The sequence below is a fragment of the Novibacillus thermophilus genome, assembly GCF_002005165.1.
GTDB lineage: Bacteria > Bacillota > Bacilli > Thermoactinomycetales > Novibacillaceae > Novibacillus > Novibacillus thermophilus.
In genome coordinates this window covers 2,277,673-2,300,992 of record NZ_CP019699.1, presented here as the reverse complement: position 1 = coordinate 2,300,992, position 23,320 = coordinate 2,277,673, and the positions used below count along the sequence as shown (strand labels likewise).

The window sequence follows — 23,320 nt, the reverse complement described above, 5'->3', positions numbered from 1 at the left end:
CACGTCACTTACTGAAACAAACTGGCGAAAAAGCCGATGACAATGCCAACCACTGCGAAGTCGGCATCCCCGAACGTCGTGTTCTGGAACCCGAGGTCGCCCAGTACGGGTAACAGCAACGCAGGCAAAAAGCTGATGAGCAAGCCGTTTGCCAGCGCACCGAGGAATGCGCCGCGCCTCCCGCCGGTGGCATTCCCGAACACTCCGGCGGTGGCCCCGGTGAAAAAGTGCGGAACGAGACCTGGAATAATCACCGTCGCGCCCACTGCGGCGAGAATGCCCAACCCAATCAATCCGCCGAGAAAACTGGACAAGAACCCGATGATCACCGCTGTCGGGGCGAAATTGAACGTCACCGGACAGTCCAAAGCCGGTTTGGCATCCGGCACAATTTTTTCCGCGATCCCCTGAAAAGCGGGAACGATCTCGGCGAGCATCATCCGCACACCGGCCAGGATGACGTACAGACCGACGGCGAACATCAACCCTTGCAACACGGCAAAGGCGATGTAATTCTGTCCGCCGGCCACACCTGCTGACGCATCCGGTCCAGCCGACAAGACGACGAACACATAAATGACGACCATCGTCAAAGCGGTGGACACAGTCGTATCTCTCAGAAAACCGAACCCTTTCGGCACTTTCACTTCTTCCGTGCTCTTCTCCGGGTTTCCGAACCACTTACCGACTAATGCAGACGCAACGTACCCGACAGTCCCGAAGTGACCGATGGCGATATTGTCGTCACCGGTAATGCGGCGCATAAACGGCTGTCCCAATGCCGGGATCGCCACCATGAGAAAGCCGAGAATGACAGAACCGACGAGGATGAGTAGGCCTCCGCCCATACCGGCAGTCGTCAAGACGGCAGAGATTAAACAGGCCATGAAAAACGTGTGATGGCCGGTTAAAAACACGTACTTTAAAGGTGTCAACCGCGCGAAGACCAAGTTAAACACGAAGCCGAGACTCATGATGATCGCCGTCTGGCGCCCGAAATCGTCCACGGCAAGCGCGACAATGGCTTCGTTGTTCGGGATCACTCCGTTTATCCCGAACCCTTCCTGCAGCACTGTCCCCAACGGATTGAGTGTACTCGTAATGACATCGGCACCGACCCCGAGAATTAAAAACCCGATAATCGTTTTCAAAGTGCCGGTCAAAACGGTGCGAGCCGGTTTTCTGAGCGCCACCAAGCCGATGAGCGCCATCAGACCGGCAATGACCGCTGGTTGGCTCAGCACTTCGTTGACGATAAACCCGAGAAACCCCTGCATGATGGCCTCCTCCTAAACATGGCGTGTCATTGCAACTTGCTCAACACCTTCTCTTTGATTTCTTCCTGACTGGTAAAGTTCACAATCGTGACAACGGGGACCTCCAATCCTTCCAGCTCGTCCGCCAGAGCTTCTGACGTCACAATTAAATCGCGACCGTGTGCCATGGAGTGGGCAGACCCCAAGTCACAGTGCTCGACTTCCGCCTCGATGCCCTGTTCGTCACATGCCCGCTGGATAGCGGATTTGAGCATGAGACTGCTGCCCAGACCGTTACTGCAGACGACGAGAATTTTTTTCATCGCCTCTCACCTCCCTTTTGTACGAAAGGCCGAACAACATTGAGCACTTCCTCAGCCTCCTTCGCCTCTCTCAGTTTTCTAAGGCTCGTTTCGTCGGAAAGCAGTTCCGTCATTTGCGAAAGGGCCTGTACGTGCTGCTCGTCGTCCGGGGTAGCAAACGTAATCACGATGTCGACCGGATCGTTTTGTGCGTGCCCGAACGCAATGGGAGAAGCTAACGTCATCAGGCTCATGCACACGCCGTTCGCTCCGTCTTCCGGACGGGCGTGAAGTAAGACGACGCCCGGCGCGATCACCATGTACGGCCCGTGCTCCTCTAAGTAGTCTTTAATGCGGGAAACGTACCCCGCTTCGATACACCCTTGCGCAAGTAAAATACCGGCTCCCCTGTCTACAACCGCTTGCCAGTCTTGACACTCTTCTTGTACGCGGATGTTTTCTTCGCTCAACAACTGATCCAGCATGGCGAAGACCCCTTTCTCCTGTCCAATCGGCCTATTTAAAATAGTTCTCCATCGCCATACAGTCATTACAGTATATGTGTTCCGGGTCCAGTCCCATGAGTTCCCACCTTCCCAACGGTTCCATTCGTTCCGACAGTGCCAATGCATCACCTCAACAGTAGTATGAAGCTCCAACACGGCGTCTATACAGACTCAAACGTAAAAAATCCGCCTAACTGGCGGATTGGACAAATCTCCATATGTATCTCAGCTGTTTTCTTGTCTTGTGTCCGGCGACACTCTTCTCTTTGTCAAACGCATTTCGATGTACTTGCCGATCATCCACAGTATAGCCATAGCTACTAACAGGACGACCAATTGCTCTGGCTGTCTCACGAGGGACACGATGTCGTGTCCGACAAACGCCACCACTGAAATCATGACCATCTTCCCGAGAATGACGGCGAGGGAAAACGTCAGCACGTTGATTTTCGACAGACCGGCGACGACGTTAATTAAGGAAGACGGAGTAAACGGAAAGCACAGGAGGAGAAAAATCATCCCAAAGCCGTGCCGCTCAAACCAGTCAAGCATCGACAACACTTTCGGGTGCCGGGATATAAACCCCATGACCCGTTGCCGAGCCAGTCGCCTGAAAATGAGAAAGACGATGAGCGATCCGAAAACCGCCCCAATCCACGAAAACAGAAAACCGAACCAAAACCCGTACGCAGCTGCGTTTCCGGCTATAATGACGACCAAAGGCAGGAAAGGCATCAGGGCTTCGATCATAGGCAAGAGGATCCCCGGCAAAGGCCCGAGATCACGGTATTCCTCCAGCAGATACAACAAGTGTTCCGCAGAAAAAAAGTCTTCAACTACCGCCCAAATTGTGTTCCATTCCATTATTCCGCGTCTCCCGCATAACCTCTACAAAATGACGACTGTTTTTTTCAAGATTAACACAGTCAAACGATAAAATACACACGTTTTTACACGAATCAACCGCCTGACACGAGACAGGCGGTTAAAGAGGAGTGAAGTGTGCGGTGTTACTGTAACGGCTGACTGGGGGAGGAAATGTCACTGAGCGCGTGACCGGCTTCTTCAGCGGACGGGTGACGGGTGGCCAGGTCGCCGATGGCGACAATCCCGACCATTTTTCCGTTCTCCACGACGGGCAAACGGCGAATTTGCCGTTCCGACATGAGGTGGGCGGCTTTGTCCACAGTCATGTCTGGAGAAGCCGTTACGACGTTTTGCGACATCACCTGTTGAACTGGTGTGGAGTTCGGCAAGTTGTCCGCCACACAGCGCAAGCAAATGTCCCGGTCCGTAATCATGCCGATGACGTTTTGGTTTGCGTCACAGACGGGAATGGAGCCGACATTCAGCTGTTTCATCTTTTGGGCAGCTTGCATCACGGGATCTTGCGGGTTGCTGTACGTCACGTTTGTCGTCATAATGTCTCGCAAAGTTTCTTCTCGCATAGACAGTCAACGTCCTCCTTTTGCGAATGTGCTTAAACTCTATCGATTAACGTGTCCACTCTGACAAAACTTATGCGTGTTGCCACAAGATCGACAATTCATTGCGTCCAGGAGGAATACGTAATATGATATAGTGGAAAATAGAAGAAGCGCGAATGATACGAAGGAGGAATGGTCCGTGATCTTTGAAGACAGCGGAGTGGAAGGCATCCATCACTTATTCGAAAAAATCGACCCGATTATGAAAAAAATAGGCTTTTATCCGGCCTGGGATTACCATAAAGTGTCTTACGACTACAAACTGGTGGACAACGGACACGCCCCCGACTATTACTTGCGCATCCCCTGTAAAGTCGTGGCTGGCACGGTCGAGCACCCAGGTTGCGAGATCGTACTGAAGACACCCGTGACATTCAAACACTACTACCCCCACGGGATGAACTTCGACGCAGAAGTGCCGCAGGACCTGTTAAAAAAGGCGGAACAACTTTTGTCAGAAGTGAAAGAAAAGCTCTCGGCCTTGCCTGAACTGGAAACGCACAACCAGCATTAATCGAGTAGGAGGGGGCGGCTAGCCCCCGTCCTCTCACACCACCTAGCATGCGGGTCCGCACTAGGCGGTTCCAAAAGGTTGACGAAGTTCCATATAACGAAAAAGCATACTCTTCAGCCCTTTCGCTTCCCAGTAGGAAGTCGGAAGGGCATTGTTTGTGTTCCGGGACATTTCCCATGGTCCTCGGCGGGAATTGGCCATCATGAAGCAGGCCCATTCTGGTACGCCAAGGGCCCTAAGTTCACGAAGACGGGTTCTGACCCGTTTCCATTGTTTCCATAGGCACATCCTCAGTCTGCGCCGAATCCATTGGTCGAATCTTTCACAGTGCGTCTTCATCGATGCCAGTCGAAAGTACCTGACCCAACCGATGATGTAGCGGTTGAGCCGTTTAATTCGCTCTTCCATGGAGATCGCCCGTGAACGACTCGTCATCTCACGTATTCTATCTTTGAATCGGGAGATGGTCTTCGGGGCTAACCGAATCGTTGCTTGTTTGTCCGGCAGAAAACTGAACCCTAGGAATTTCCGGTTCCAGGGGCGGTCTACCGCACTTTTGTCTCGCTTCACTTTCAGTTTCAGCTTTCCCTCTACAAAGCGAATCACCGATTCCATGACGCGTTCCCCTGCGCGCTTGCTAGCGACAAAGATGTTACAATCGTCCGCATAACGTGCGAATTGCAACCCGCGTTTCTTTCGTTCTTTGTCCAGGTCGTCCAACAAGATGTTGGCCAGAAGCGGACTCAGCGGTCCGCCTTGCGGCGTCCCTTCCTCTGTCCGTTGGCATACTCCGTTGACCATGACTCCGGCGTTGAGGTACGCCCGGATGAGTTTCAGGTCTCGCTTGTTCTTCTCCCTTCTTGCTACCCTCCCCATGAGCATGTCGTGGTTTACTCGGTCAAAGCACTTCTCTAAGTCCAAGTCCACAACCCATCTGTATCCACTCTGGATATAGCGCTGGGCTTGAAGGACCGCATCATGGGCTCGCTTCCCTGGTCGGAAGCCGTAGCTGTCCCATGAGAAGTGAGCATCGAAGATCGGATGCATCACTTGCAGCAGGGCTTGCTGGAGGAGCCGGTCCATCGCGGTCGGGATCCCTAGAAGCCTCACGCCGCCTCCAGGTTTGGGGATTTCCACCCGTTTGACTGGCGCGGGTTTGTAGGTTCCCGCTAGGAGCTCTGCTTTCACCTGTGCCCAGTGTGTGTTCAGGTAAGCCTGCAGTTCAGCTACCGTTACTCCGTCCACTCCGGGCGCTCCTCCGTTTCGGACCACTCGCTTGTTATGCGAGCAAGAGATTTTCTCTCTCAAGCATCCTGTCCAGCAAGTCGTTATGGTCTTCGCGAGAGGAAGGGGCGACTTGTGCCGGAGAAGAGCTCGGCGCTCCAACATACCCTCGCGGCTTCACCGCTGCTCTCTGTTGGCAGCTCCCTTGCGGGATATTCTGCTGTCTGCGCTCTTCTCTCGAACGCATCGGTTTCCTCTCTCCTTTCGGTTCGGCCCTTCCGCTTTCCGGCGCCCCGTACTTGCGTACTATGGCCTCTGCTGACTCCTGCGGATTCAGCGCAGCCTCTCGACTGCGGTTACGATGTTACTTCGCGTGTTCCGCAGGCCTCCCCAGATAAGAGCGTCATCTTTCCGCCCGCGATCACTGGAGTTTACAGGATGAGCCCTTGGCGGCTTTGGATTTCGTTGTGTTCTGGCAACTCATCCAACTAATCCTGCCTCAAATCCAGTTCGTGTACCTTGACCCGTGCGTTTGTCTCCGGCTTCCTTCAGATTCCGCCTCGCGACGGACACCCTTGCCTTTGACTACGGTAGGCGCTCGCCAGCCCCCGTTCGGGACTTTCACCCTATAGATGACGCCCATGCTGGGCGTACAGAAAAAGGCGCTTGAATCCCCTCGGATATTCAAGCGCTTTTTGCTCCGCTTTTCCGTCATTTGACCCGCTGTTCGCCTTCTTCAGGTGCATGTTTTCCCTCTTCGGCCAAAACGACACCTTCCACTTTCACATTCACCTCAATAACGTTTAATCCTGTCATCGATTCTACGGCCTGTTTCACGTTGTGCTGCAGCTGGCGGGACACTTCGTGAATTTTCGCCCCGTACTGCACGATGACGCGCAAGTCGATGGCCGCCTCCAGCTCGCCGACTTCGACGCTAACCCCCCGGGTGACATTCTTTCCGGTGACACGTCTCGTAAAACCTTCCGTCACTCCACCGGACATGCCGGCGATGCCATCCGTCTCCGTCGCCGCTATGCCAGCAATGACGGCCACGACGTCATCTGCTATGCGTACTTGACCATCCTGTTCATTTGCCAATGTCGTATGCCTCCGTTTCTTTGTTCTAATGTTAAAGGGCCTGAACCATGCCGCCGTCGATCATGAGCGTCGAACCGGTCATATAACTGTTCGCTTCGGACGCGAGAAAAGCGACCACCTTGGCGAACTCTTCTGGCTTTCCATAACGCTTCAATGGGATTTGCCCTTCCATTTCTCGTTTGACGCTCTCTAGGCTCATCCCGTTTTGTTCCGCCTTTGCCGCATCCAGTTCCGCCACACGATCTGTCGCAATGCGCCCCGGGCAGACCGTATTGACCAAAATGTCGTACGGAGCCAGTTCGTTGGCCAGTGTTTTCATGAGGCCGGCCACCCCGGACCGCATTACGTTAGACAGGATCAACCCCGGTATGGGGACTTTCACCGACGATGAAGCGACAGCGAGAATTCGGCCCCCATTGTCTTTCATCAATGGAAGACACTCACGGACTAAACGCACAACACTGAGTAAATTCGTCTCAAAAGCAGATTGCCATGCCGCATCATCAAACGATTCGAATGGACCGCCAGGCGGTCCGCCTGCATTGCACACCAACACATCGAGTTTGCCGTACGCCTGCTGAACGCGACTGACGACCGACTGAATGTCATCCAGACGGCTGACATCCCCTGTCACCGGAATCACCCGTCCGCCTGTCTCCTCGGCTATGTCGTGAGCCGCCCGCTCGATGTTGTCTTTGTTCCGGCTGCACATGACAACGTCAGCCCCTTCCCGGCTGAGTTCCGCCGCAATCGCCTTTCCCAGACCGCGGCTCGCCGCGGTTACGAGCGCCACTTTTCCCGCCAAACGTAAGTCCATGCGACTTCTCTCCTTCATCCTTACGATGTTACTTCTAATGATAGTACAAATAACAGCTCATTTCCATTTATGTCCACGATAAGACTTTCTAATGCTTCATGTTGGAGATGGACCGGGACAAATCGAGGATCGCTTCCGTCAGCCATTCCAGTTTTCCTTCGATGCGGACGAGTAAATATATGCTCACTGCAATGGGAAAGCCCACTTGAGAAACGAATCCGGCGATGTACTCCATCACCCTCTCCTCCCCTCCCTTTAGTGTGAAAACATGGTAAGACTTACGCCTCTGCCGCTACCGTTTCCCCTACTTAAGAGACTTCACACAAATGTGTTAAAAAGCGGGGGCCTTTTCGTGTTCGACCCCCGCCTCAGTCGCTTGTCATTCCACGTTGATCGGAATCTCTTCAACCGTTCGAGAGACGACGCGCGCTCCCACTTTCTCGACCCAGTCTCCGCCAGACGAGAGAAAGATGTTTTCGGCCAAAATGAGATCCATCGCCTCATCCACTGCCGCACTGTCCACCGGCTCGACAGGAGATGGCAGTGTAATGCGCACCGTTCTCCCCTGCTCATTTTTAAAAATGAGCTCCAGATTTTTTTCGTCCACCGGATGTCACCTCCTCCCAGAGAATCCATCATGTGTTTTACTGCCCGTCCTCTACTAGTTCCGCTCGATCGTGGCGGTCGACAGAGACGAGCGGCAATGTTTGGAGCTGTGCTAAACTCGTCGCCACACGGTACAGCGCTTCATCACTGGCTTCCGGCTTCACGTTGTTGAAAGACTTCGTCTTCGTCTGAGGGTTGCCTTCGTTGTCGACACCATCGTCTAACGTCAACACGAGGCGGGAAGCATCGGGCATTTGCACGATCGCCATCGCTCTTCTCACCCCTTTCTCCGCTGGAATAGTGAGATCACCGCGTCTTGCGGTTCACTGTATACACTGCCGCTCAACGGACCGAACAGGGGACAACCGGAAAACGTTTATCACTCCTCTTCGGCCACACGGCTTCGCAGTTTCTTCATCGCCCGCTTTTTCCACGTGTGAACGGTGTGGCGGGAGACCGATTCTTCTTCGGCAATTTCCTGTAACGTGTACCCTTCGATGACTTGTTTCTTCAGCACGAGTTGTTCCCGGGGCGACAGCGCGTCGAGCCATTCTGCCCACTCCACCGGCAGTCGGCTGAAGTCGGTCTGCACATCGGCCCACTCTTCAACGGGGAGCAGTGTTGCGTCATCGCCGTGATGGCTGGCGGAAGCGGCAACGTGTCTGTCGACCCAGCGAACTTGCCGTCGTCCCCACGTGCGCAAATGGGATCTCATGCGCTGTTTTAAGAACGTACCAAAGGGACACCCAACGTCCGGGCTATATTGCATGACGGCCTCTAGAGCGGCCACATGCGCTTCCTGCAGGGCATCGTCAAACCCGTACCCCCTCCATTTGTTGGCGAGACTGACCATCAAAGGTCGGTATTGCCGTACTAAACATTCCATCGCCTTCCGATCGCCGCTTTTCGCCTTGAGACACTGTTCGACCGTTTTCCCTTCCTGCACCTTCGTGCTCCTCCAAAGGGGAGGAACCGGTTCACTCCATGTTGTACTCGCGCTGCGCTGAAACTACCGTAACAACAAAAACACGCCGCCACACACGTAAGATCCAACTTCAACGGACGCGGTTGCCTCGCGAATGTGGCACAGGTCGATTGATTTTTTACAAGGTAAAATAGGGCAAAAATGAGAGAAAAACGGATATTGATGCTTATTTTTTGCAGTATTCAACGAGGCGCGATCAAGGGTATTCGCCTTTAAAATCGAACGAAAGACAGACAAGTTGCCCGAATTAGGCATTGTCTAAAGGCAACCGTCCAATCACACGGTGGTCGCTGGACATATGATGCACTGAACAACACAAAAGGAGGACTTCACATGTCAGGTGGAAAAGGATACGGCGGATACGGATTTTACAACTACCGCGCGCTGTTGCTGTTAATTTTGTTGATCATTATTTTCTTCTGGTTCATCTGGAACGGATTCCCTTATTATTAAGGAAAGTAGGAGGGAGGGACTCGCTCCCGTCCGCTCCCACCGCGTCTGTACAAGGTCTCCAATACGACGGTCGAAGACAGCTTTGAGACAAAGGGACACATACCGGTTTTTCAGTCTCTTGAACCCTCGGCATCTCCCGAGGGTTTTGTGCAGGGGACGTCCGTTTCTAACAGACGTTGTACGTACATAGGTGCATCCAGCCGTAAGCGCATTCCGATGACCGTTTCTAAAGGTCGAATGCCGATGTATAAGATACATTTTCAGGCGCATAACTAAAATGCAGTTTAAAACAAACTCTAAAATGCAGCTAAAGGTGGTGGCATGCGACCATGGCAAATTCACAAGTCGTTTCACTGTTGAACAAACAATTAGCCAACTGGAGTGTCCTGTACGTCAAACTGCATCACTTTCATTGGTACGTGAAAGGGACGGGCTTCTTTGTCCTTCACGAAAAATTTGAGGACTTGTACGACAAAGCGGCGGACTATATAGACGATTTGGCAGAACGGGCTTTAGCCTTAAAAGGAAAACCGCTGAGCACTATGCAAGCATTTCTGGAAAACGCCAGTGTGAAGGAAGCCGGAAATGAACAGACGGCACAGGAGATGGTACAATCTCTCCTGCAAGATTTGGAAACCGTCATTTCTGAGACGAAAGATGCCATGAAACAAGCAGAACAGCAGGACGATGAAGGAACGGCTGACATGTTCCTCGGGATCGTGAAGGACATGGAGAAACAAGCCTGGTTTTTCCGCTCTTACCTTGAAGAAGGACAGGGTCAATCCCGTACGAATCCCGCGCCGCGCCCCGTCTATTACGGTGGGCGGAAACCTAACATCGGTTCCCAACAGTAAAGAGATACCCCTTAAAGAGCCCGGCATCCAATCGAGCCGGGTTCTTTTCAATCCGTCAATGTTGTGTGCCGTCCACGTACCGGCCGTAGTCGGGTACGGCGATCTCGTCAAAGTGTTGTACAAGTTTTTGTAAGCCGCTTGACAGAGCGTCTCCGTCCATCGGCTTTCCGTGACCGGTGACGATGACAGACGGCTTGAGTTCTTCTAGCTTCTCAACAGAATCTTTGGCAGCCTGCCAGTCGGTCGTCAAATACCTTGGGGGTCCGTTAATCTCTTGCTCTTGGCTCACCACTTTGTAAAGCTCATCTTGCTTCACTGTGACAAAAGCGTCGCCGGCGATGAGCGCTCGGTCCCGATCGCGGAAGAAGGACACGTGACCTGGGGTATGGCCAGGGGTGTGAATCCAACGCCATCCGGGCATACCTGGTACTGCACCGAAAGGCGGAAGGGGATGAACGCAATCACCCAGATCAACGGGCTCCACCGGAAAGATCGGAGACATTTTGGCCACCAGCCCGCCTTCCACCGACGGGTCAGGTGCCGGGTATGGGGTTTGGCCTGTCAGGTACGGCATTTCCCGTTCGTGGGCGTAAACGGGTACATCCCACCGTTCGACCAAATCCACGACGGCGCCGACGTGATCAAAGTGACCGTGCGTCAGCACGATCGCTTCAGGTTGACTGTCTGGGCCGAAACGTTCTTCTGCTGCAGCTGCAATGGCTTTGGCCGATTGCGGCATACCGGTGTCGACCAGTACCCATTTGGGGTAGGTGCGACCCGGATCGCCGACGAAACAGACGTTTACAATTTGGACGGTGAGGCTGTACAGGTCCGACCTGACCGCTTGACCTTGCCCGCTCGTCACCGACGTGGCGGGGATGAAGGTGTTGTCCATGCTGTCTTCCATCTGCCGATCCATGCAGATCCTCCTTTATCTGTTCATCCCCTAATCCCCCTCAGGCACTGCCTCCCCCTCCAACATGTCCCCTTCCCCCCGCTGCTGTTTGCGGTACACCCAGCGCGTCAGCACCAGCCCCAGTTCGTACAGGGCAAACAGCGGGAACAGCACGAGGAGTTGGGAAACAAATTCCGGCGGGGTGACAATGGCCGAGACGACAGCGAACAGCAAGTAGGCGTACTTGCGAACTGCCTTGAGCTTGTCCGGTGTCACCATCCCCGTCGCCGTTAAAAACATGAGCACGAACGGCACTTCAAACAGAAATCCCATCGGCAGGGTCGTCATGAGCAAAAAAGACAAATATTCCTGCGTCGTGACCATCACCGTAAAGTGGGACGCCCCGAGAGCGGTGAGAAAGCGGAAAGCAAACGGAAAGACGACAAAAAATCCGAAGGCGATGCCGAGGGCAAAGCTCAAAAACATGGCCGGAATGTAAGTCAGGGCGGCCCGGCTTTCTTGAGCTGTCAAAGCTGGACGGACGAAGCGCCAGAGTCGGTACCCGATGAAAGGAGCAGACACACCGAGACTCAATCCTCCCGCGACGCTGGCGTAAAAGCGGACGACGTCCAGCGGGCTGAGCATGACCAACTGCCGCCCTGGGTAATCAAAGGGATCGTGTGCTGAATGCTGAGAAGAAAGGCGACGAAACAGAAGCCGAACACCGATATCGAAGCCAAAACGACGCCCCTCAAATCTTCCAGGTGCGCTACGAGCGTGCGTTCCTCGTCCATTCCCTCGCTACTCCTTGCTTTCGGGAGACGAATCTTCCGCGCTCATAATCTCTCGCGTCGACTTCTTAAATTCGGACAGCGTCTTCCCCACGGCTGACCCGATTTCGGGCAGTTTTTTTGGGCCGACGATAATGAGGGTAATGAGCAAGATCACAATTAACCCTGGAACCCCGATGTTTTGCAGAAACATTAGACGAGCTGACCCCCGTTCTTGCTGTACTTGACGATGCCTTCCGCCGCCCGGTATGCGAGGGCGCCGACAGTCCCGGTGGGATTGTAGCCGCCGTTGTGGGCAAACGCCGACGCGCCAACGACGAATACGTTGTCCGCATCCCACATCTGCAAGTAATTGTTCACCGCCGACGTGTCTGGATCATCGCCCATGATGGCCCCGCCGGTATTGTGGGTAGACTGGTACGGCCGGATGTCGTAGTCTCCCAACTCTTCTTGCCGAGCCACCGTATCCGCCCCCATCGCTTCCATAATCTCGCCGCCCTTTTCAGACAAATATTTGAACAATTGGCGATCTTGGTCGGTAAAGTTGTACGTCATGCGCAGCAGGGGCGATCCGTAAGCGTCCTTGTAGGTGGGATCAAGGTCCAAATAGTTGTAGCGGTAAGGGATTGACGCCCCTTGAAAACCGATACTGATCGTCTGTGTATAATATTTAATGGAGTTCTTTTTGAACTCGGCCCCCCACCCTGGCGTTCCCGGAGGTGTGGGATTGTAGGCGATGGGACGTCGTCCCGACTGGCCGCACGTCAGGACACCCCCGTGGATGAAGTCGAGATCGGAATGATCGAAGTTGTCCCCGTTCAAATCATCGATCGCTTGTGCCAGAGCCCCTGCGCCCATAAACGTGTTAAACTGTTCGTCTTCGTAAAACCCCGTCACGCCCACCATAATCTGATAACAGTAGTTTTTGCCGATGACCCCTGTGCCGGAGTCGGGATCGTACGGGCGTCCCAGTTTAGAATGGAGCAGCAAGCGGGTGTTGTTCATCGTATAACTGGTCAACACGACGACTTCTGCCGGTTGAATGTACTCTTCTCCGCTCAGCACGTCGACGTATTTCACGCCGGTCGCCTTTTCACCGTCGTGTAAAATGTCTGTCACGTTGCTGTGGGGTCTCAGTTCGAAATTGCCGGTTTTTTGGGCCGTCGGAATGACGGTAATGGTCGGGTCTGACTTTGCCCCGTACTCACACCCGAAGCGTTCACAAAACCCGCAGTACTGACAGGCGTTTATCGTCATGCCGTCCGGGTTTTCGTATGTTTCGGAGAGGTTGGCCGACGGGGCCATAAACGGTTCGTACCCAAGTTCTTTCGCCGCTTCGGCAAACCGATTTAAATAAGGCGTATTTTTCATGGGCGGCGTAGGGTACGGATTGCTCCGCTTTCCGCTGTACTTCCATTCCTCCCCGGAGATGCCACACGTCTTTTCAAATTTGTCGAAATACGGTTCCAACTCGTCGTACGTAATGCCCCAATCCTGGACTGTGTAATCCTTCTTAATTTTGTCCTTGCCGTACTTGTCCACCGTTTGGCTGTAGATTTCAAAGTCGTACGGCAAAAAGCGAAATGTCATCCCGTTCCAGTGGACGCCGGCGCCACCGAGACCTTCCCCCGGCAAGAACGAACCTAACCTCCTCATCGGCAGGGCTCGCTGCTTCGGCTCGTTGCGGAACGTGATCGTCTCCTTGGACAGATCCTGCATGAGGTCGTAGCGGATGGCGTAACGCAACTCATCGTGGATCATAAAGTAATCATCGACGCCCCGTTCCCGGCCCCGTTCCAACCCGACGACTTTCAGTCCTTCTTTGGCACACTCGGCCGCCACGATGCCACCGGTCCATCCGACCCCGACGGTGACGACGTCCACTTTCTCCAATTCTTTCGCCACTGTAAACATCCTCCTTTTTCCTATTCTTGTTGCATGTGGGCACGCAAGCTGCGCGGCTCGATCTCCTCAAACTCCGATTCGATCCGGTCGGTGTAGCTCATTTGGTTCCCGGGGAACTTTTTCATCCGCCAGCCGTCCATGTTGGCATTCCCTCCGTACAGAGGATCTGCATACGCCCCCTCAATGACGGAGGAGCGCAACAGATCAAAAAACTCCTTTGACGTAATGCCTTGCATCTCTACTTTTCCTTCTTCAAAGGCGGTCAACACTTCATCCTGTTCTTCCGCCGAAAGCTCTGTAAACGGTTTGTCATACGTTTCCTTGCTGTACGCTTGAATTTTGCTGATGCCTTGCCCGAAGATTTCGCGCCGATCCAAGTGGGACTGATAACCTTGTGTCTCGGTTCCATCGTAAAACGGACCCTGCATGTACTCCCGAGCATTGTGACCCCAGGCCCCGGCCAGCTGATGGTCGATAAAATAGGGCACGCCCAGCTTCTTGGCGCCCGGTCCTAAATCGTCTTCGGGGAAAATGCGTTCCGCCGCATCCGACAGGATTTGAAAGTCTTCTTGTTTGGAGAAGAACATCAACGCTCTGTTGAAGTCTTCACCTTGTTGCTGCGCCTGTTCTGGCCGCTTCGTACCGGGACGGTTCGCCACTTGTGAGGTGATCAGTCCTCCCAAAATGCCTCCCCCGACCGCCCCGCCGGCCACATAGCCGCTTTTGCGGAGAAACTCCCGCCGTGTCATCGTTTTCTGTTGTTTTTCCTGCTCATTCTCACTCATGGAAAAGTCTCCTTTTCGAAACGATGCTTTCTGGCTGATAGTATCCCCCTTTGTTTGCCTTTCATGCACATTTTGTTGATACAGGAGAGCCGCACCTTTACGAAACGCTTTGAGGAGTACTTCTTAAAAGCGCCTGAACTGGCCGGGTATTTGCGGACACACCTCTTTACGTTTCCCGCCCTGAACCGGTTTAATCGGGAAGTGGAACTGGAGATGGCGCTGTTTCAATCGTTTTTAAGTGAAATAGAAGAGCTGGAACTGGAGGACGAAGTGCTGGGGACGTTATCCCCGCTCATGCCGGATCACATGTTCCGGGAGGAATGCTACTACTTGATGAAACTCGCTCAAGTGTCCGACGTGAAGATGCCGGAGTGCGACCCGACACAACCGAGGGTAGAGTAGCACCAGGGGCAACGCCACGTTAAGACATACCAAATACGCACCTTGCGCAATTCTCGCCGCATAAAAAGACCTCCCTAAAAGAAGAGAGGTCGGACAGAGATTTGGGGTCACATCGTCGCGTTCTGGTCTTCCAACGTCACCCCGCGGCGGCTTGTGGCGACAGCGTACACAATGCCGATCACCATCGCTGTCGCCAAAATCGCGCCGATGCCAAACCCGAACAAAATCGTGTACCCGATACAACCGGCAAACAGGGCGTAATACGCCATCGGCCAGATCGTCTTGCGGATGAGCAGTCCTTCTTTTCCCACGAGGCCGACAGTTGCCGATGCAGCGACGACGTTGTGCACAGCGATCATGTTGCCGGCCGCTCCGCCGACGGCTTGCAAGGCCACCACCCACGTCGGATCAAAGACCCCGATCCGTTCGCCGACGCCGTACTGGAATAAGGAGAACATCATGTTGCTCACAGTGTTGCTCCCGGCGATAAAGGCGCCGAAGGCCCCGACAAACGAGGCGAAGAGCGGCCAAAGCGTGCCTGTCACAGCTGCGACTCCTTCGGCCAGGACCACGGCCATGCTCTCATAACCCGCTCCTCCGCCACTCGAATTGATAAACACTTGGACCATTGGAACCGTCCAGATCAATGCGACAGACGCAGACAGTGCCGCTTTAAACGAGTTTCTCCACGCCCTGCCGTATGAAGGGGCGTCCATCTGGTGTATCACATACGTCAATGCCGTCACGACGAGGAATATCGTCCCGGGTAAAAACAGCGGCTGAGTCGACACTGTAATCTCCGTGCCAAACAGACTGGGAAATTCAATCGTCAACGCTTTCAGCCAGGCGCCTACAGGAAGCGCTTCCATTCGAGTGATGACGAGAAACAGACCGATGAGCACATACGGCGTCCAAGCCTTCGTTAAACTCATGCCTCCGGAACGGTGCGCGACCTCCTCGATTTTCACCGCGCCAACCCATTCAGGGTCCCACTGTTCGCGCCAGTCAAAATCCCACGTCTCTTTCGGCACGAGAAATCCTTTTCTTGCTGCAGGTATGACGATCAAGAGACCGATCAGACCGCCGAACATCGCCGGAAACTCAGGCCCGAGGGTGTTGGCGACAATAAGGTACGGCACAATCATGGCCACTGCGGCAAACAAGGCAAACTTCCACGCGCGCAGCCCTTCGCGAAACGACTGGTTGCGACCGAAAAACCGGGTGAGAAACGACGACATAAACAGCGGCACGACTATCCCGCACATAGCGTGGATGATCGCCGTTTTTCCTCCGATCCCCGCAATGAACCCCGCCCAGTCGCCCGTATATTCCTGCAGCGTTTCCAGTCCAGTCCCGACGCCGACGAGCATCGGCGTGCCGATGGCACCGAACGATACCGGCGTGCTCTGGATAATGAGGGCGACCATGACGGCAGCCATGGCCGGAAATCCCAAACCGACTAAAAGCGGGGCCGCTACGGCGGCCGGGGTGCCGAACCCGGCCGCCCCTTCAATAAACGAACCGAATAGCCAAGCGACGATAATCGCTTGAATTCTCCTGTCGGGCGTAATGTCGGTGAAGCCCTGGCGGATCGACTTTAACGCACCGCTTTCCTGCAGCGTGTTCAGCATCAAAATCGCACCGAAAATAATGTACAACAGCTCCAGTGTCGTCACTAACCCCCGCACCGTGGCGGCGCCAATTTGGGCAACGGGCAGTTTCCACACCCACAGTCCGAGAACGACGACCGACAAGTACGCAAGGGGCATCGCCCGGCTGGCAGGCCACTTTAAGACGACTAAAAACAGCGCGACGACCAAGACTGGCAGTAGTGCCAGCGTAGACAACAGGCCAATGTTCATCCCACTCTCCCCCTTTAACCTTTTAAATCAACCCGAAGCGCGCCTCACTTCGACACACCGACTCGGTGACGGAAAAATCTTGTCCGGGTTGCACAAGTTGTGCGGGTTAAACACGTCGCGCACTTTTAACTGAAGGTCGATCTCTTCACGCGAGAAAATGTACGTCATCTCCTCGCGCTTTTCGATCCCGACCCCGTGTTCACCCGTGATCGACCCGCCGACATCGGCACACACTTGCAACACGTCTGAACCGGCCTGAACGGCTTTCTCCGTTTCTCCTGGAACGCGAGAATCAAACAGAATGAGGGGGTGCAGGTTGCCGTCTCCGGCGTGAAACACATTGGCGATGCGCAAGCCGTATTTGCGGCTGATGGCTGTAATCCGTTCCAGCACTTCAGGCAATCTGCTCCGCGGAATGACACCGTCCTGTACGAGGTAATCTGGCGAAAGGGTCCCCATCGCCCCGAAGGCCTGTTTGCGGTTGTTCCACCAGCGGGTGCGCTCCGCTTCGTCAGACGCCGCTTTCACTTCCCGCACGTTCCGCCTTTTGCACACGTCTATGATCTGTCGAATTTGATCTTCGATCCCTGCCGCAATCCCGTCCACCTCAATCAGTAAAACGGCGCCTAGCCCTTTCGGATAGCCGACGGGATAGTTTCCCGCCTCCACCCCTTCGATGGCGATCTCGTCCATCATTTCCAGGGCGGCGGGGATAATGCCTGCGGCAATGATGTCGGAAACGGCGCGGCTGGCATCTTCCACCCGGTCGAACTGGGCGAGCACCGTTTGCACCTGCTCCGGTTTTTTCAAAAGGCGCACGGTCATCTTGGTCACAATCCCCATCGTGCCTTCTGACCCGGTCAAGATGCCGACGAGGTCGTATCCCGGCACATCGGGGACGCCGCCGATGTCGACCACCTCTCCGTCGGGCAGGACGAGTTCCAGTCCTAACACGTGATTCGTCGTGACACCGTACTTCAAACAGTGGGCGCCGCCGGCATTTTCGGCGACGTTCCCCCCGATGGTGCACGTCCGTTGGCTGGAAGGATCGGGCGCGTAGTAATAACCCCTGTGGGCGACGGCATTGCTCAGTTTCAAGTTGACAAAGCCCGGCTGCACGACGGCTCTCCTGTTTTCGAAATCCACTTCGAGCAGTTTCCGCATGCGGACGAGACTGATGATCACCTCCCCTCCCAACGGAATCGCTCCTCCGCTCAATCCCGTACCGGCTCCCCGCGGAATAAAGGGAACGTTTTGGGCGGAGAGACATTTGACGACAGCGGACACTTCCTCAGTCGTCGACGGGAAGACGACGGCGCGGGGCACACCTCGCTGGATGACGTATCCGTCACACTCGTACGTCACTAAATCTTCGTATTTGGACAACACAGCCTCTGGCCCGACAATCGCTGCCAACTGGGTGATGAGTTCGTCTTCCATTCTGCACCTCCTCGTTTTCGATGCGGGTTGTTGACTGGGCAAGGACGGGAGTCTGTCCGTTACGTACTAGGACCTCACACGGTGTTTAATGGGCTTCCTGTCGATAGGCCATGTCCAGCACTTCCACCGTGTGGAGCACTTTTTCCGCGCGACGGTGTTTGTGCACTCCGAGTGACAGTTGCAACATGCAGCCCGGATTCCCCGTGACGACCGTTTCCACTCCGTCGGGCACATCGTCCATTTTGCGGTCGAGCAATTGGCCCGCCATCTCCGGGTGCGTCAAGTTGTAAATGCCGGCACTCCCACAGCAGCGATCGGCGTCACACAGCTCGACGAGCTCCACGCCGTCCACACTTTTCAACAGCTCCCGCGGTTCACACCTCACGTTTTGGGCGTGGGCCAAGTGGCACGGATCGTGATACGTCAAACGGGTGTTCAACGGTGCCCTCGGCTTGCGGTACCCGTTGTCGTACAAAAATTTGGACACGTCGACGACATTTTCCGCAAACTGAGCCGCTTTCTCCCGGTACTCGGGATCGTTTTCGAGCAGTTCTCCGTATTCCTGCATGGCCGCGCCGCATCCAGCCGCGTTCACCACAATGTGGTCAACACCGGTCTCGAGAAACGCATCAATGTTTTGCTTCGCCAGTTTCTTCGCCTGCTCCCGGTCTCCAGCATGCACGTGCAGTGCACCACAGCACCGCTGCCCCCGCGGCAAATGGACTTCATAGCCGTTTTCTGTCAACACCCGCACAGTTGCAGCGTTTACGTCACTGTACACGACGTCCATGACACATCCAGTCAAGAGGGCGACTTTTTTCCGAACGGGTCCCTTCGCTTGAACGACTTCCGGCATCTTTTTCATAACCGGATCGTCCACTTTCGGCAGGACCCTTTCCATCCCGCGCAAGTGCTCCGGCAACAAGTTCAGCAGTCCGGCCCGTCGCACGAGTTTCTGCACGCCGATCCGCTGATACCACTTCACCATCGCCCCTAATGCCCGAAGGCGCGGCGGATACGGGAAGATGCCGCGCAGGAACAGGCGGTTGAGCCACCCCTTCCACCCTTTCAGCGGCATCGCTTGCCGCACCTGTCCCCGGGCGGCTTCGATCAACGACCCGACCTGCACGTTTGACGGACACGCCGTCTCGCAGGCACGGCAATCGAGGCACTGAAAGACGGGATCTGCAAACGCTTCGTTCAGGCCGATTTTGCCTTCCGCCACGGCGGCGATCATGTGAACTCTTCCCCGGGGAGAATGTTGCTCAAGACCGGTCTCCTGGTACGTGGGACACGCTTCCAAACACATGCCGCAATGCACGCAAGCGGAAAATTTCTCGGAATTGGGCGGATCTTCCCACACGTAATGGCCTGACATGCTACCCCTCCTCTATGAACGGCCATATCACTTACCCGACGACAAACCTTCCTGGATTTAAAATGCCTTCGGGGTCAAACGCCCGTTTAATACCTGCAAAAAGCCGGCTATTTGGCGAATTCTCTCCCCATACACCCACTTGGCGGCGAACGGAGAGCGGTGCGTGTTCAACGGTGACGTACCCCTCTCGGCCTGACATGAATTGCCGCATTCCGCGTATGAACGTGCAGACGGCTTCTTTTTCTGCCTGTACGTGAAGTTTACTTAAGCCTACTCCCACACTTCCGTGGGAGAGCAATGTGATGCCGAGTTGTTCAGAGAGGCGTTCGGCATGATGCAAGACAACAGGGACATCCGTCAGCAAGCTGCCCACCTTCAACGTCACACACTGTCTGTCTGTTTGCAGGAAGCGCTTCCACCACGCAGCTGCCTCCTCGTTTCTCAAGGTGTCCGACACGGTTAAAAGCTGGGCATTTCGCCGAACCCACTGCTCCTGTCGTTCGACAGACTTAGGGACGTCCTCAAAACTCAACGCCAAACTGAACGCCCGCCGCCCTCCCATCCTGTCACTCAAGGCAGGGTTGACGATCTCGACTGCGACCGGCTCCATCGGCGTGTCCAGCAAATGGCGAGAAAAAACTGCTAACGGGTCTACACCCGCTTCGCTTTCCAGCAGCACAACGCTTTCGCGTTCCGGCAGCGGCCGGCATTTGAGGGTCACTTCTGTCACAATGCCGAGTGTTCCCATCGACCCGACGTACAGTTTGTTCATGTCGTATCCGGCCACGTTCTTGACCACTTTCGCTCCGGCGCGCATCACCTGTCCGCCGGCGTGGACGACGCGCATGCCGACGACGAGGTCTCTCCCCGACCCGTAGCGCAACCGCTTCGGCCCGCTCATATTGGCAGCCAAAATGCCTCCAATGGTCCCTTTCTCGCTGTCAGGTGCGTCTAAGGGGAGGAACTGGCCCTTTTTGGCGAGGGCGTGTTGAATGTCTGCGAGGGGCGTTCCCGCTTTCACGGTCAGGATGAGATCGCCTGCCTCGTGTTCGACGATGCCCCGGATTTTTTTCATGGAAAGTAAGACGTCAGCCGCCTCCAGCGTCCCACCGTACCCCCTTTTCGTTCCGCCTCCTTCGGGAATGACTGTGATGCCGGTGTGTGCAGCCAACGACAGCGCCCCACTCACTTCTCGCTCATTTTGCGGATAAGCTACCAAACGGCCGGTGTTGCCAAACACTTCATCTCTTTCGCACACGGCGGTTTCGGTCACTTTCTCCAGTTCGCTAGCGAGTGCGTCCAAACCGGCCGCAGACGTTTTTTCCATCGTGCCACACCTCCCTTTACACCGCAGAGACCAACCGTTCTCACGGTGCCGTATATCCCAGTCGACGGGAAATTTTGCGACTCGTCTCCATCACTTTGCCCTTCAGTGTTTCGATCCTCTCCTCTGTCATGCGGATGGCCGGACCCGACACGCTCAAAGCCGAGACAACCCGGCCCGCATGATCGAAAATAGGGGCGGCAATGCAGTTAATGCCCGCTTCGTTTTCTTCCAGATCGAGGGCGTAGCCCTGTTGTCTCACGCGTCGCAAATGGTCGCAAAGGGCGTCTTTATCCGTTATCGTATTCCCCGTGTGCCGCGTTAACTCGCACTGATCGATGACGTCCTGGGCTTCTTCCCGCGGGAGGTGGGCGAGGATTACTTTGCCCACCCCAGTGCAGTGCATAGGCGCCCTGTTCCCTACTTTTGAGTGCATGCGCAGCGTTTCGTTTCCTTCCAGTTTTTCGATGTAAACCACTTCTCCGCGGTTGTAAATGACTAAGTGAATCACTTCGTTCGTCAAGTTTTCCAGTTCTCTCAAATAAGGCCTCGCCTCCGCCCGCAAATCGATGGAGTCCAGGAGCCTCCCGCTCAACTCCAATACTTTGTACCCGATTTTGTACCGCTCTGTCTCCGGGTCCTGCTCTACGAGGCCGTGCCGCTTTAATGTGGACAACATGCGGAAAACAGACGTTTTGTTCAAGGGAAGGGCGATGGACAGTTCAGTAACGCCGCACCCTTCTCTCTTCCTGCTCACCATGTCGAGGATGTGCAGCGCGCGGTCGACGGATTGGATGATTGAGTCGTCTACCAAATCCCCCACCTCTTCGATCTAGTTCTCCTCCAACAGGTCGTAAGCCGGGAGCGTAAGAAATTCGACAAAATCATCCCGTTGCGTCAAGTCGGCAAACAGCTCGCTCGCCTCCTGAAATTTTCCGTCTTCGAACAGATCTTCTCCGACTTCTCCCTTCATTTTCTCTAACTCTTCTTGCAAAATCTCCTCAAACAGCGCAAACGTCACCTTCCGTCCGTCTTCTAAAACACCCTTCGGGTGCCGAATCCACTGCCACACTTGTGCCCGCGAAATTTCGGCCGTCGCCGCGTCCTCCATTAAGTTGTGGATAGGGGCGGCGCCGTTTCCCCGCAACCAGGACGCAATGTACTGTACGCCGACGTTGACATTCGTCCTTAAACCTTCAAGCGTGATCGTCCCCTCCGGCACTTCCAGCAAGTCTTCCGCCGTCACGCGGACGTCGTCCCTCGCTCGGTCTATCTGGTTTGGCTGGGGCATGTGTTCGTCGAACTGCTCTTTGCACACGGGAACGAGGCCAGGGTGGGCGACCCACGACCCGTCAAATCCGTCCAACACTTCGCGGCGTTTGTCAGCCGCCACTTTTTTAAACGCCTCTTCATTCGCCTGGGGATCGTTTTTTACCGGAATTTGCGCTGCCATTCCTCCGATGGCCGGCGCTTTGCGCCTGTGGCACGTCTTGACGCACAAGAGGGTGTAAGCGCGCATGAAGGGAACGGTCATCGTCACTTGCGATCGGTCCGGCAAAATGACGTGGGGCTGGTTGCGAAACCGCTTAATGTAGCTGAAAATGTAGTCCCAGCGACCGCAGTTTAATCCGGCAGAGTGCTCGCGCAGTTCGTACAGAATCTCATCCATTTCAAAAGCGGCGAGAATCGTCTCGATCAAGACCGTCGCTTTAATCGTCCCCTGCGGTATTCCCAATTCGTCCTGGGCGAACACAAACACGTCGTTCCAGAGTCTCGCTTCGAGGTGACTCTCTAGCTTGGGCAAATAAAAGTACGGACCCGTTCCTTTTGCGATCAGTTTTTCTGCATTGTGGTACATGTACAGGCCGAAATCAAACAGGCTGGCCGACACCGGCTCCCCGTCGACGAGTACGTGTTTTTCCACGAGGTGCCATCCCCGGGGACGCACGACAAGTGTCGCGGTCTCGTCATTCAGTTGATAAAGTTTTCCCGTTTCCGGGTTCTCGTAAGTGATGGTGCCGTACACTGCATCGCGCAAATTGATCTGACCTTGAATGTTGTTCGTCCACGTCGGGGCGTTGGCGTCTTCAAAATCGGCCATAAAGACTTTGGCCCCGGAGTTCAGGGCGTTAATCATCATCTTCCGATCGACGGGGCCGGTGATTTCCACCCGACGGTCCTTTAAATCGTCCGGCACAGGCGCAATCGTCCAGTCGCCGTTGCGGATGTGCTCTGTATCCGGCAGAAAGTCCGGCAACTTCCCTGCATCAATTTCTTTTTGCCGCTCCTGTCTCTTTGCCAGCAGTTCTCGACGTCGACCCTCAAATTGGTTGGCCAACTTTTGAATAAAGACGAGTGCTCCGGGAGACAGAATGTCGGCAAATTCAGGCGTGATCCGACCCGTGACGCGAACGCCATCCATGACACCCAACCGAT

At 54.8% G+C, this 23,320-nt stretch carries 24 protein-coding genes and 3 pseudogenes; 4 read left to right on the top strand and 23 right to left on the bottom strand.

The genetic code is table 11. From position 1 onward, the window contains the following. Positions 1 to 8: 8 nt before the first annotated feature. The 5 genes from B0W44_RS11245 to B0W44_RS11225 all read right to left on the bottom strand — a co-directional run bounded on the left by B0W44_RS11245 (position 9) and on the right by B0W44_RS11225 (position 3,512). Positions 9 to 1,277, bottom strand: a complete 1,269-nt coding sequence (locus tag B0W44_RS11245; protein ID WP_077720115.1) for a PTS ascorbate transporter subunit IIC — start codon at positions 1,275 to 1,277, stop codon at positions 9 to 11. Between the two features lie 26 nt (positions 1,278 to 1,303). After that, the gene (locus tag B0W44_RS11240; RefSeq protein WP_077720114.1) at positions 1,304 to 1,579 is read right to left on the bottom strand and encodes a PTS sugar transporter subunit IIB; all 276 of its coding nucleotides are present in this window, start codon (positions 1,577 to 1,579) and stop codon (positions 1,304 to 1,306) included. Further along, positions 1,576 to 2,043 (bottom strand): PTS sugar transporter subunit IIA, encoded by a 468-nt coding sequence (locus tag B0W44_RS11235; RefSeq protein WP_169835540.1) that lies wholly within the window; start codon positions 2,041 to 2,043, stop codon positions 1,576 to 1,578. Before B0W44_RS11235 ends, B0W44_RS11240 begins: the two co-directional genes overlap by 4 nt. A gap of 246 nt (positions 2,044 to 2,289) precedes the next feature. Then, positions 2,290 to 2,928 carry a TVP38/TMEM64 family protein gene (locus tag B0W44_RS11230; protein ID WP_077720112.1) on the bottom strand — a complete coding sequence of 213 codons (639 nt, stop codon included), beginning with the start codon at positions 2,926 to 2,928 and terminating at the stop codon, positions 2,290 to 2,292. 146 nt (positions 2,929 to 3,074) lie between these two features. Then, positions 3,075 to 3,512: a CBS domain-containing protein gene (locus B0W44_RS11225; protein ID WP_077720111.1), complete on the bottom strand. Its 438-nt coding sequence runs from the start codon at positions 3,510 to 3,512 to the stop codon at positions 3,075 to 3,077. A gap of 178 nt (positions 3,513 to 3,690) precedes the next feature. Here B0W44_RS11225 and B0W44_RS11220 point away from each other — a divergent pair, with 178 nt between their 5' ends. After that, positions 3,691 to 4,065 (top strand): YugN family protein, encoded by a 375-nt coding sequence (locus tag B0W44_RS11220; RefSeq protein WP_169835539.1) that lies wholly within the window; start codon positions 3,691 to 3,693, stop codon positions 4,063 to 4,065. A gap of 60 nt (positions 4,066 to 4,125) precedes the next feature. Here the strand turns inward: B0W44_RS11220 and ltrA are convergent. From ltrA to B0W44_RS11185, 7 genes and pseudogenes are all read right to left on the bottom strand, one after another. Beyond that, positions 4,126 to 5,536, bottom strand: a pseudogene (gene ltrA, locus B0W44_RS11215) (group II intron reverse transcriptase/maturase). 464 nt (positions 5,537 to 6,000) lie between these two features. After that, positions 6,001 to 6,387 carry an Asp23/Gls24 family envelope stress response protein gene (locus B0W44_RS11210; RefSeq protein ID WP_077720109.1) on the bottom strand — a complete coding sequence of 129 codons (387 nt, stop codon included), beginning with the start codon at positions 6,385 to 6,387 and terminating at the stop codon, positions 6,001 to 6,003. A gap of 31 nt (positions 6,388 to 6,418) precedes the next feature. Then, positions 6,419 to 7,204 (bottom strand): SDR family oxidoreductase, encoded by a 786-nt coding sequence (locus tag B0W44_RS11205; RefSeq protein WP_077720108.1) that lies wholly within the window; start codon positions 7,202 to 7,204, stop codon positions 6,419 to 6,421. Between the two features lie 88 nt (positions 7,205 to 7,292). Further along, positions 7,293 to 7,439 (bottom strand): YvrJ family protein, encoded by a 147-nt coding sequence (locus tag B0W44_RS11200; RefSeq protein ID WP_077720107.1) that lies wholly within the window; start codon positions 7,437 to 7,439, stop codon positions 7,293 to 7,295. 144 nt (positions 7,440 to 7,583) lie between these two features. Beyond that, positions 7,584 to 7,811, bottom strand: a complete 228-nt coding sequence (locus B0W44_RS11195; RefSeq protein WP_077720106.1) for a DUF2922 domain-containing protein — start codon at positions 7,809 to 7,811, stop codon at positions 7,584 to 7,586. Between the two features lie 37 nt (positions 7,812 to 7,848). Continuing rightward, entirely contained in the window at positions 7,849 to 8,079 is a 231-nt protein-coding gene (locus B0W44_RS11190) for a DUF1659 domain-containing protein (RefSeq protein WP_077720105.1), read from the bottom strand. A gap of 110 nt (positions 8,080 to 8,189) precedes the next feature. After that, positions 8,190 to 8,756 carry a sigma-70 family RNA polymerase sigma factor gene (locus tag B0W44_RS11185; RefSeq protein WP_077720104.1) on the bottom strand — a complete coding sequence of 189 codons (567 nt, stop codon included), beginning with the start codon at positions 8,754 to 8,756 and terminating at the stop codon, positions 8,190 to 8,192. 372 nt (positions 8,757 to 9,128) lie between these two features. Between B0W44_RS11185 and B0W44_RS17795 the strand changes: the two genes are divergently transcribed. Next, positions 9,129 to 9,248 (top strand): sporulation protein YjcZ, encoded by a 120-nt coding sequence (locus B0W44_RS17795; protein WP_149026992.1) that lies wholly within the window; start codon positions 9,129 to 9,131, stop codon positions 9,246 to 9,248. A gap of 329 nt (positions 9,249 to 9,577) precedes the next feature. Continuing rightward, positions 9,578 to 10,018 (top strand): annotated as a pseudogene (locus B0W44_RS11180) (Dps family protein); the annotation flags it as partial. A 139-nt stretch (positions 10,019 to 10,157) separates the two neighbouring features. Here B0W44_RS11180 and B0W44_RS11175 read toward each other — a convergent pair. The 5 genes from B0W44_RS11175 to B0W44_RS11155 all read right to left on the bottom strand — a co-directional run bounded on the left by B0W44_RS11175 (position 10,158) and on the right by B0W44_RS11155 (position 14,478). Then, positions 10,158 to 11,021, bottom strand: a complete 864-nt coding sequence (locus B0W44_RS11175; RefSeq protein ID WP_077720102.1) for an MBL fold metallo-hydrolase — start codon at positions 11,019 to 11,021, stop codon at positions 10,158 to 10,160. 27 nt (positions 11,022 to 11,048) lie between these two features. After that, complete coding sequence (gene tatC / locus B0W44_RS11170; RefSeq protein ID WP_149026991.1) at positions 11,049 to 11,642, bottom strand: twin-arginine translocase subunit TatC; 594 nt, start codon at positions 11,640 to 11,642, stop codon at positions 11,049 to 11,051. A gap of 156 nt (positions 11,643 to 11,798) precedes the next feature. Beyond that, on the bottom strand, positions 11,799 to 11,981 hold the full coding sequence (gene tatA, locus B0W44_RS11165; RefSeq protein WP_077720101.1) for a twin-arginine translocase TatA/TatE family subunit: 183 nt from the start codon (positions 11,979 to 11,981) through the stop codon (positions 11,799 to 11,801). Next, complete coding sequence (locus B0W44_RS11160) at positions 11,981 to 13,693, bottom strand: GMC family oxidoreductase (protein WP_077720100.1); 1,713 nt, start codon at positions 13,691 to 13,693, stop codon at positions 11,981 to 11,983. Before B0W44_RS11160 ends, tatA begins: the two co-directional genes overlap by 1 nt. Positions 13,694 to 13,713: 20 nt before the next feature. Next, positions 13,714 to 14,478, bottom strand: a complete 765-nt coding sequence (locus B0W44_RS11155; RefSeq protein WP_077720099.1) for a gluconate 2-dehydrogenase subunit 3 family protein — start codon at positions 14,476 to 14,478, stop codon at positions 13,714 to 13,716. An 81-nt stretch (positions 14,479 to 14,559) separates the two neighbouring features. Here B0W44_RS11155 and B0W44_RS11150 point away from each other — a divergent pair. After that, a pseudogene (locus tag B0W44_RS11150) lies at positions 14,560 to 14,880 on the top strand (DUF2935 domain-containing protein); the annotation flags it as partial. A 107-nt stretch (positions 14,881 to 14,987) separates the two neighbouring features. On the opposite strand, the gene B0W44_RS11145 reads toward B0W44_RS11150, so the two are convergent. From B0W44_RS11145 to aceB, 6 genes are all read right to left on the bottom strand, one after another. Further along, positions 14,988 to 16,742, bottom strand: a complete 1,755-nt coding sequence (locus B0W44_RS11145; RefSeq protein WP_077720098.1) for an L-lactate permease — start codon at positions 16,740 to 16,742, stop codon at positions 14,988 to 14,990. A 27-nt stretch (positions 16,743 to 16,769) separates the two neighbouring features. Then, on the bottom strand, positions 16,770 to 18,182 hold the full coding sequence (locus tag B0W44_RS11140; RefSeq protein WP_077720097.1) for an FAD-binding oxidoreductase: 1,413 nt from the start codon (positions 18,180 to 18,182) through the stop codon (positions 16,770 to 16,772). An 85-nt stretch (positions 18,183 to 18,267) separates the two neighbouring features. After that, entirely contained in the window at positions 18,268 to 19,560 is a 1,293-nt protein-coding gene (locus tag B0W44_RS11135) for a (Fe-S)-binding protein (RefSeq protein WP_077720096.1), read from the bottom strand. A 31-nt stretch (positions 19,561 to 19,591) separates the two neighbouring features. Then, complete coding sequence (locus B0W44_RS11130) at positions 19,592 to 20,887, bottom strand: FAD-binding oxidoreductase (protein WP_077720095.1); 1,296 nt, start codon at positions 20,885 to 20,887, stop codon at positions 19,592 to 19,594. A 40-nt stretch (positions 20,888 to 20,927) separates the two neighbouring features. Then, on the bottom strand, positions 20,928 to 21,698 hold the full coding sequence (locus B0W44_RS11125; protein WP_149026990.1) for an IclR family transcriptional regulator: 771 nt from the start codon (positions 21,696 to 21,698) through the stop codon (positions 20,928 to 20,930). Positions 21,699 to 21,716: 18 nt separating this feature from the next. Continuing rightward, the gene (aceB, locus tag B0W44_RS11120) at positions 21,717 to 23,306 is read right to left on the bottom strand and encodes a malate synthase A (protein WP_077721360.1); all 1,590 of its coding nucleotides are present in this window, start codon (positions 23,304 to 23,306) and stop codon (positions 21,717 to 21,719) included. Positions 23,307 to 23,320: the final 14 nt, after the last annotated feature.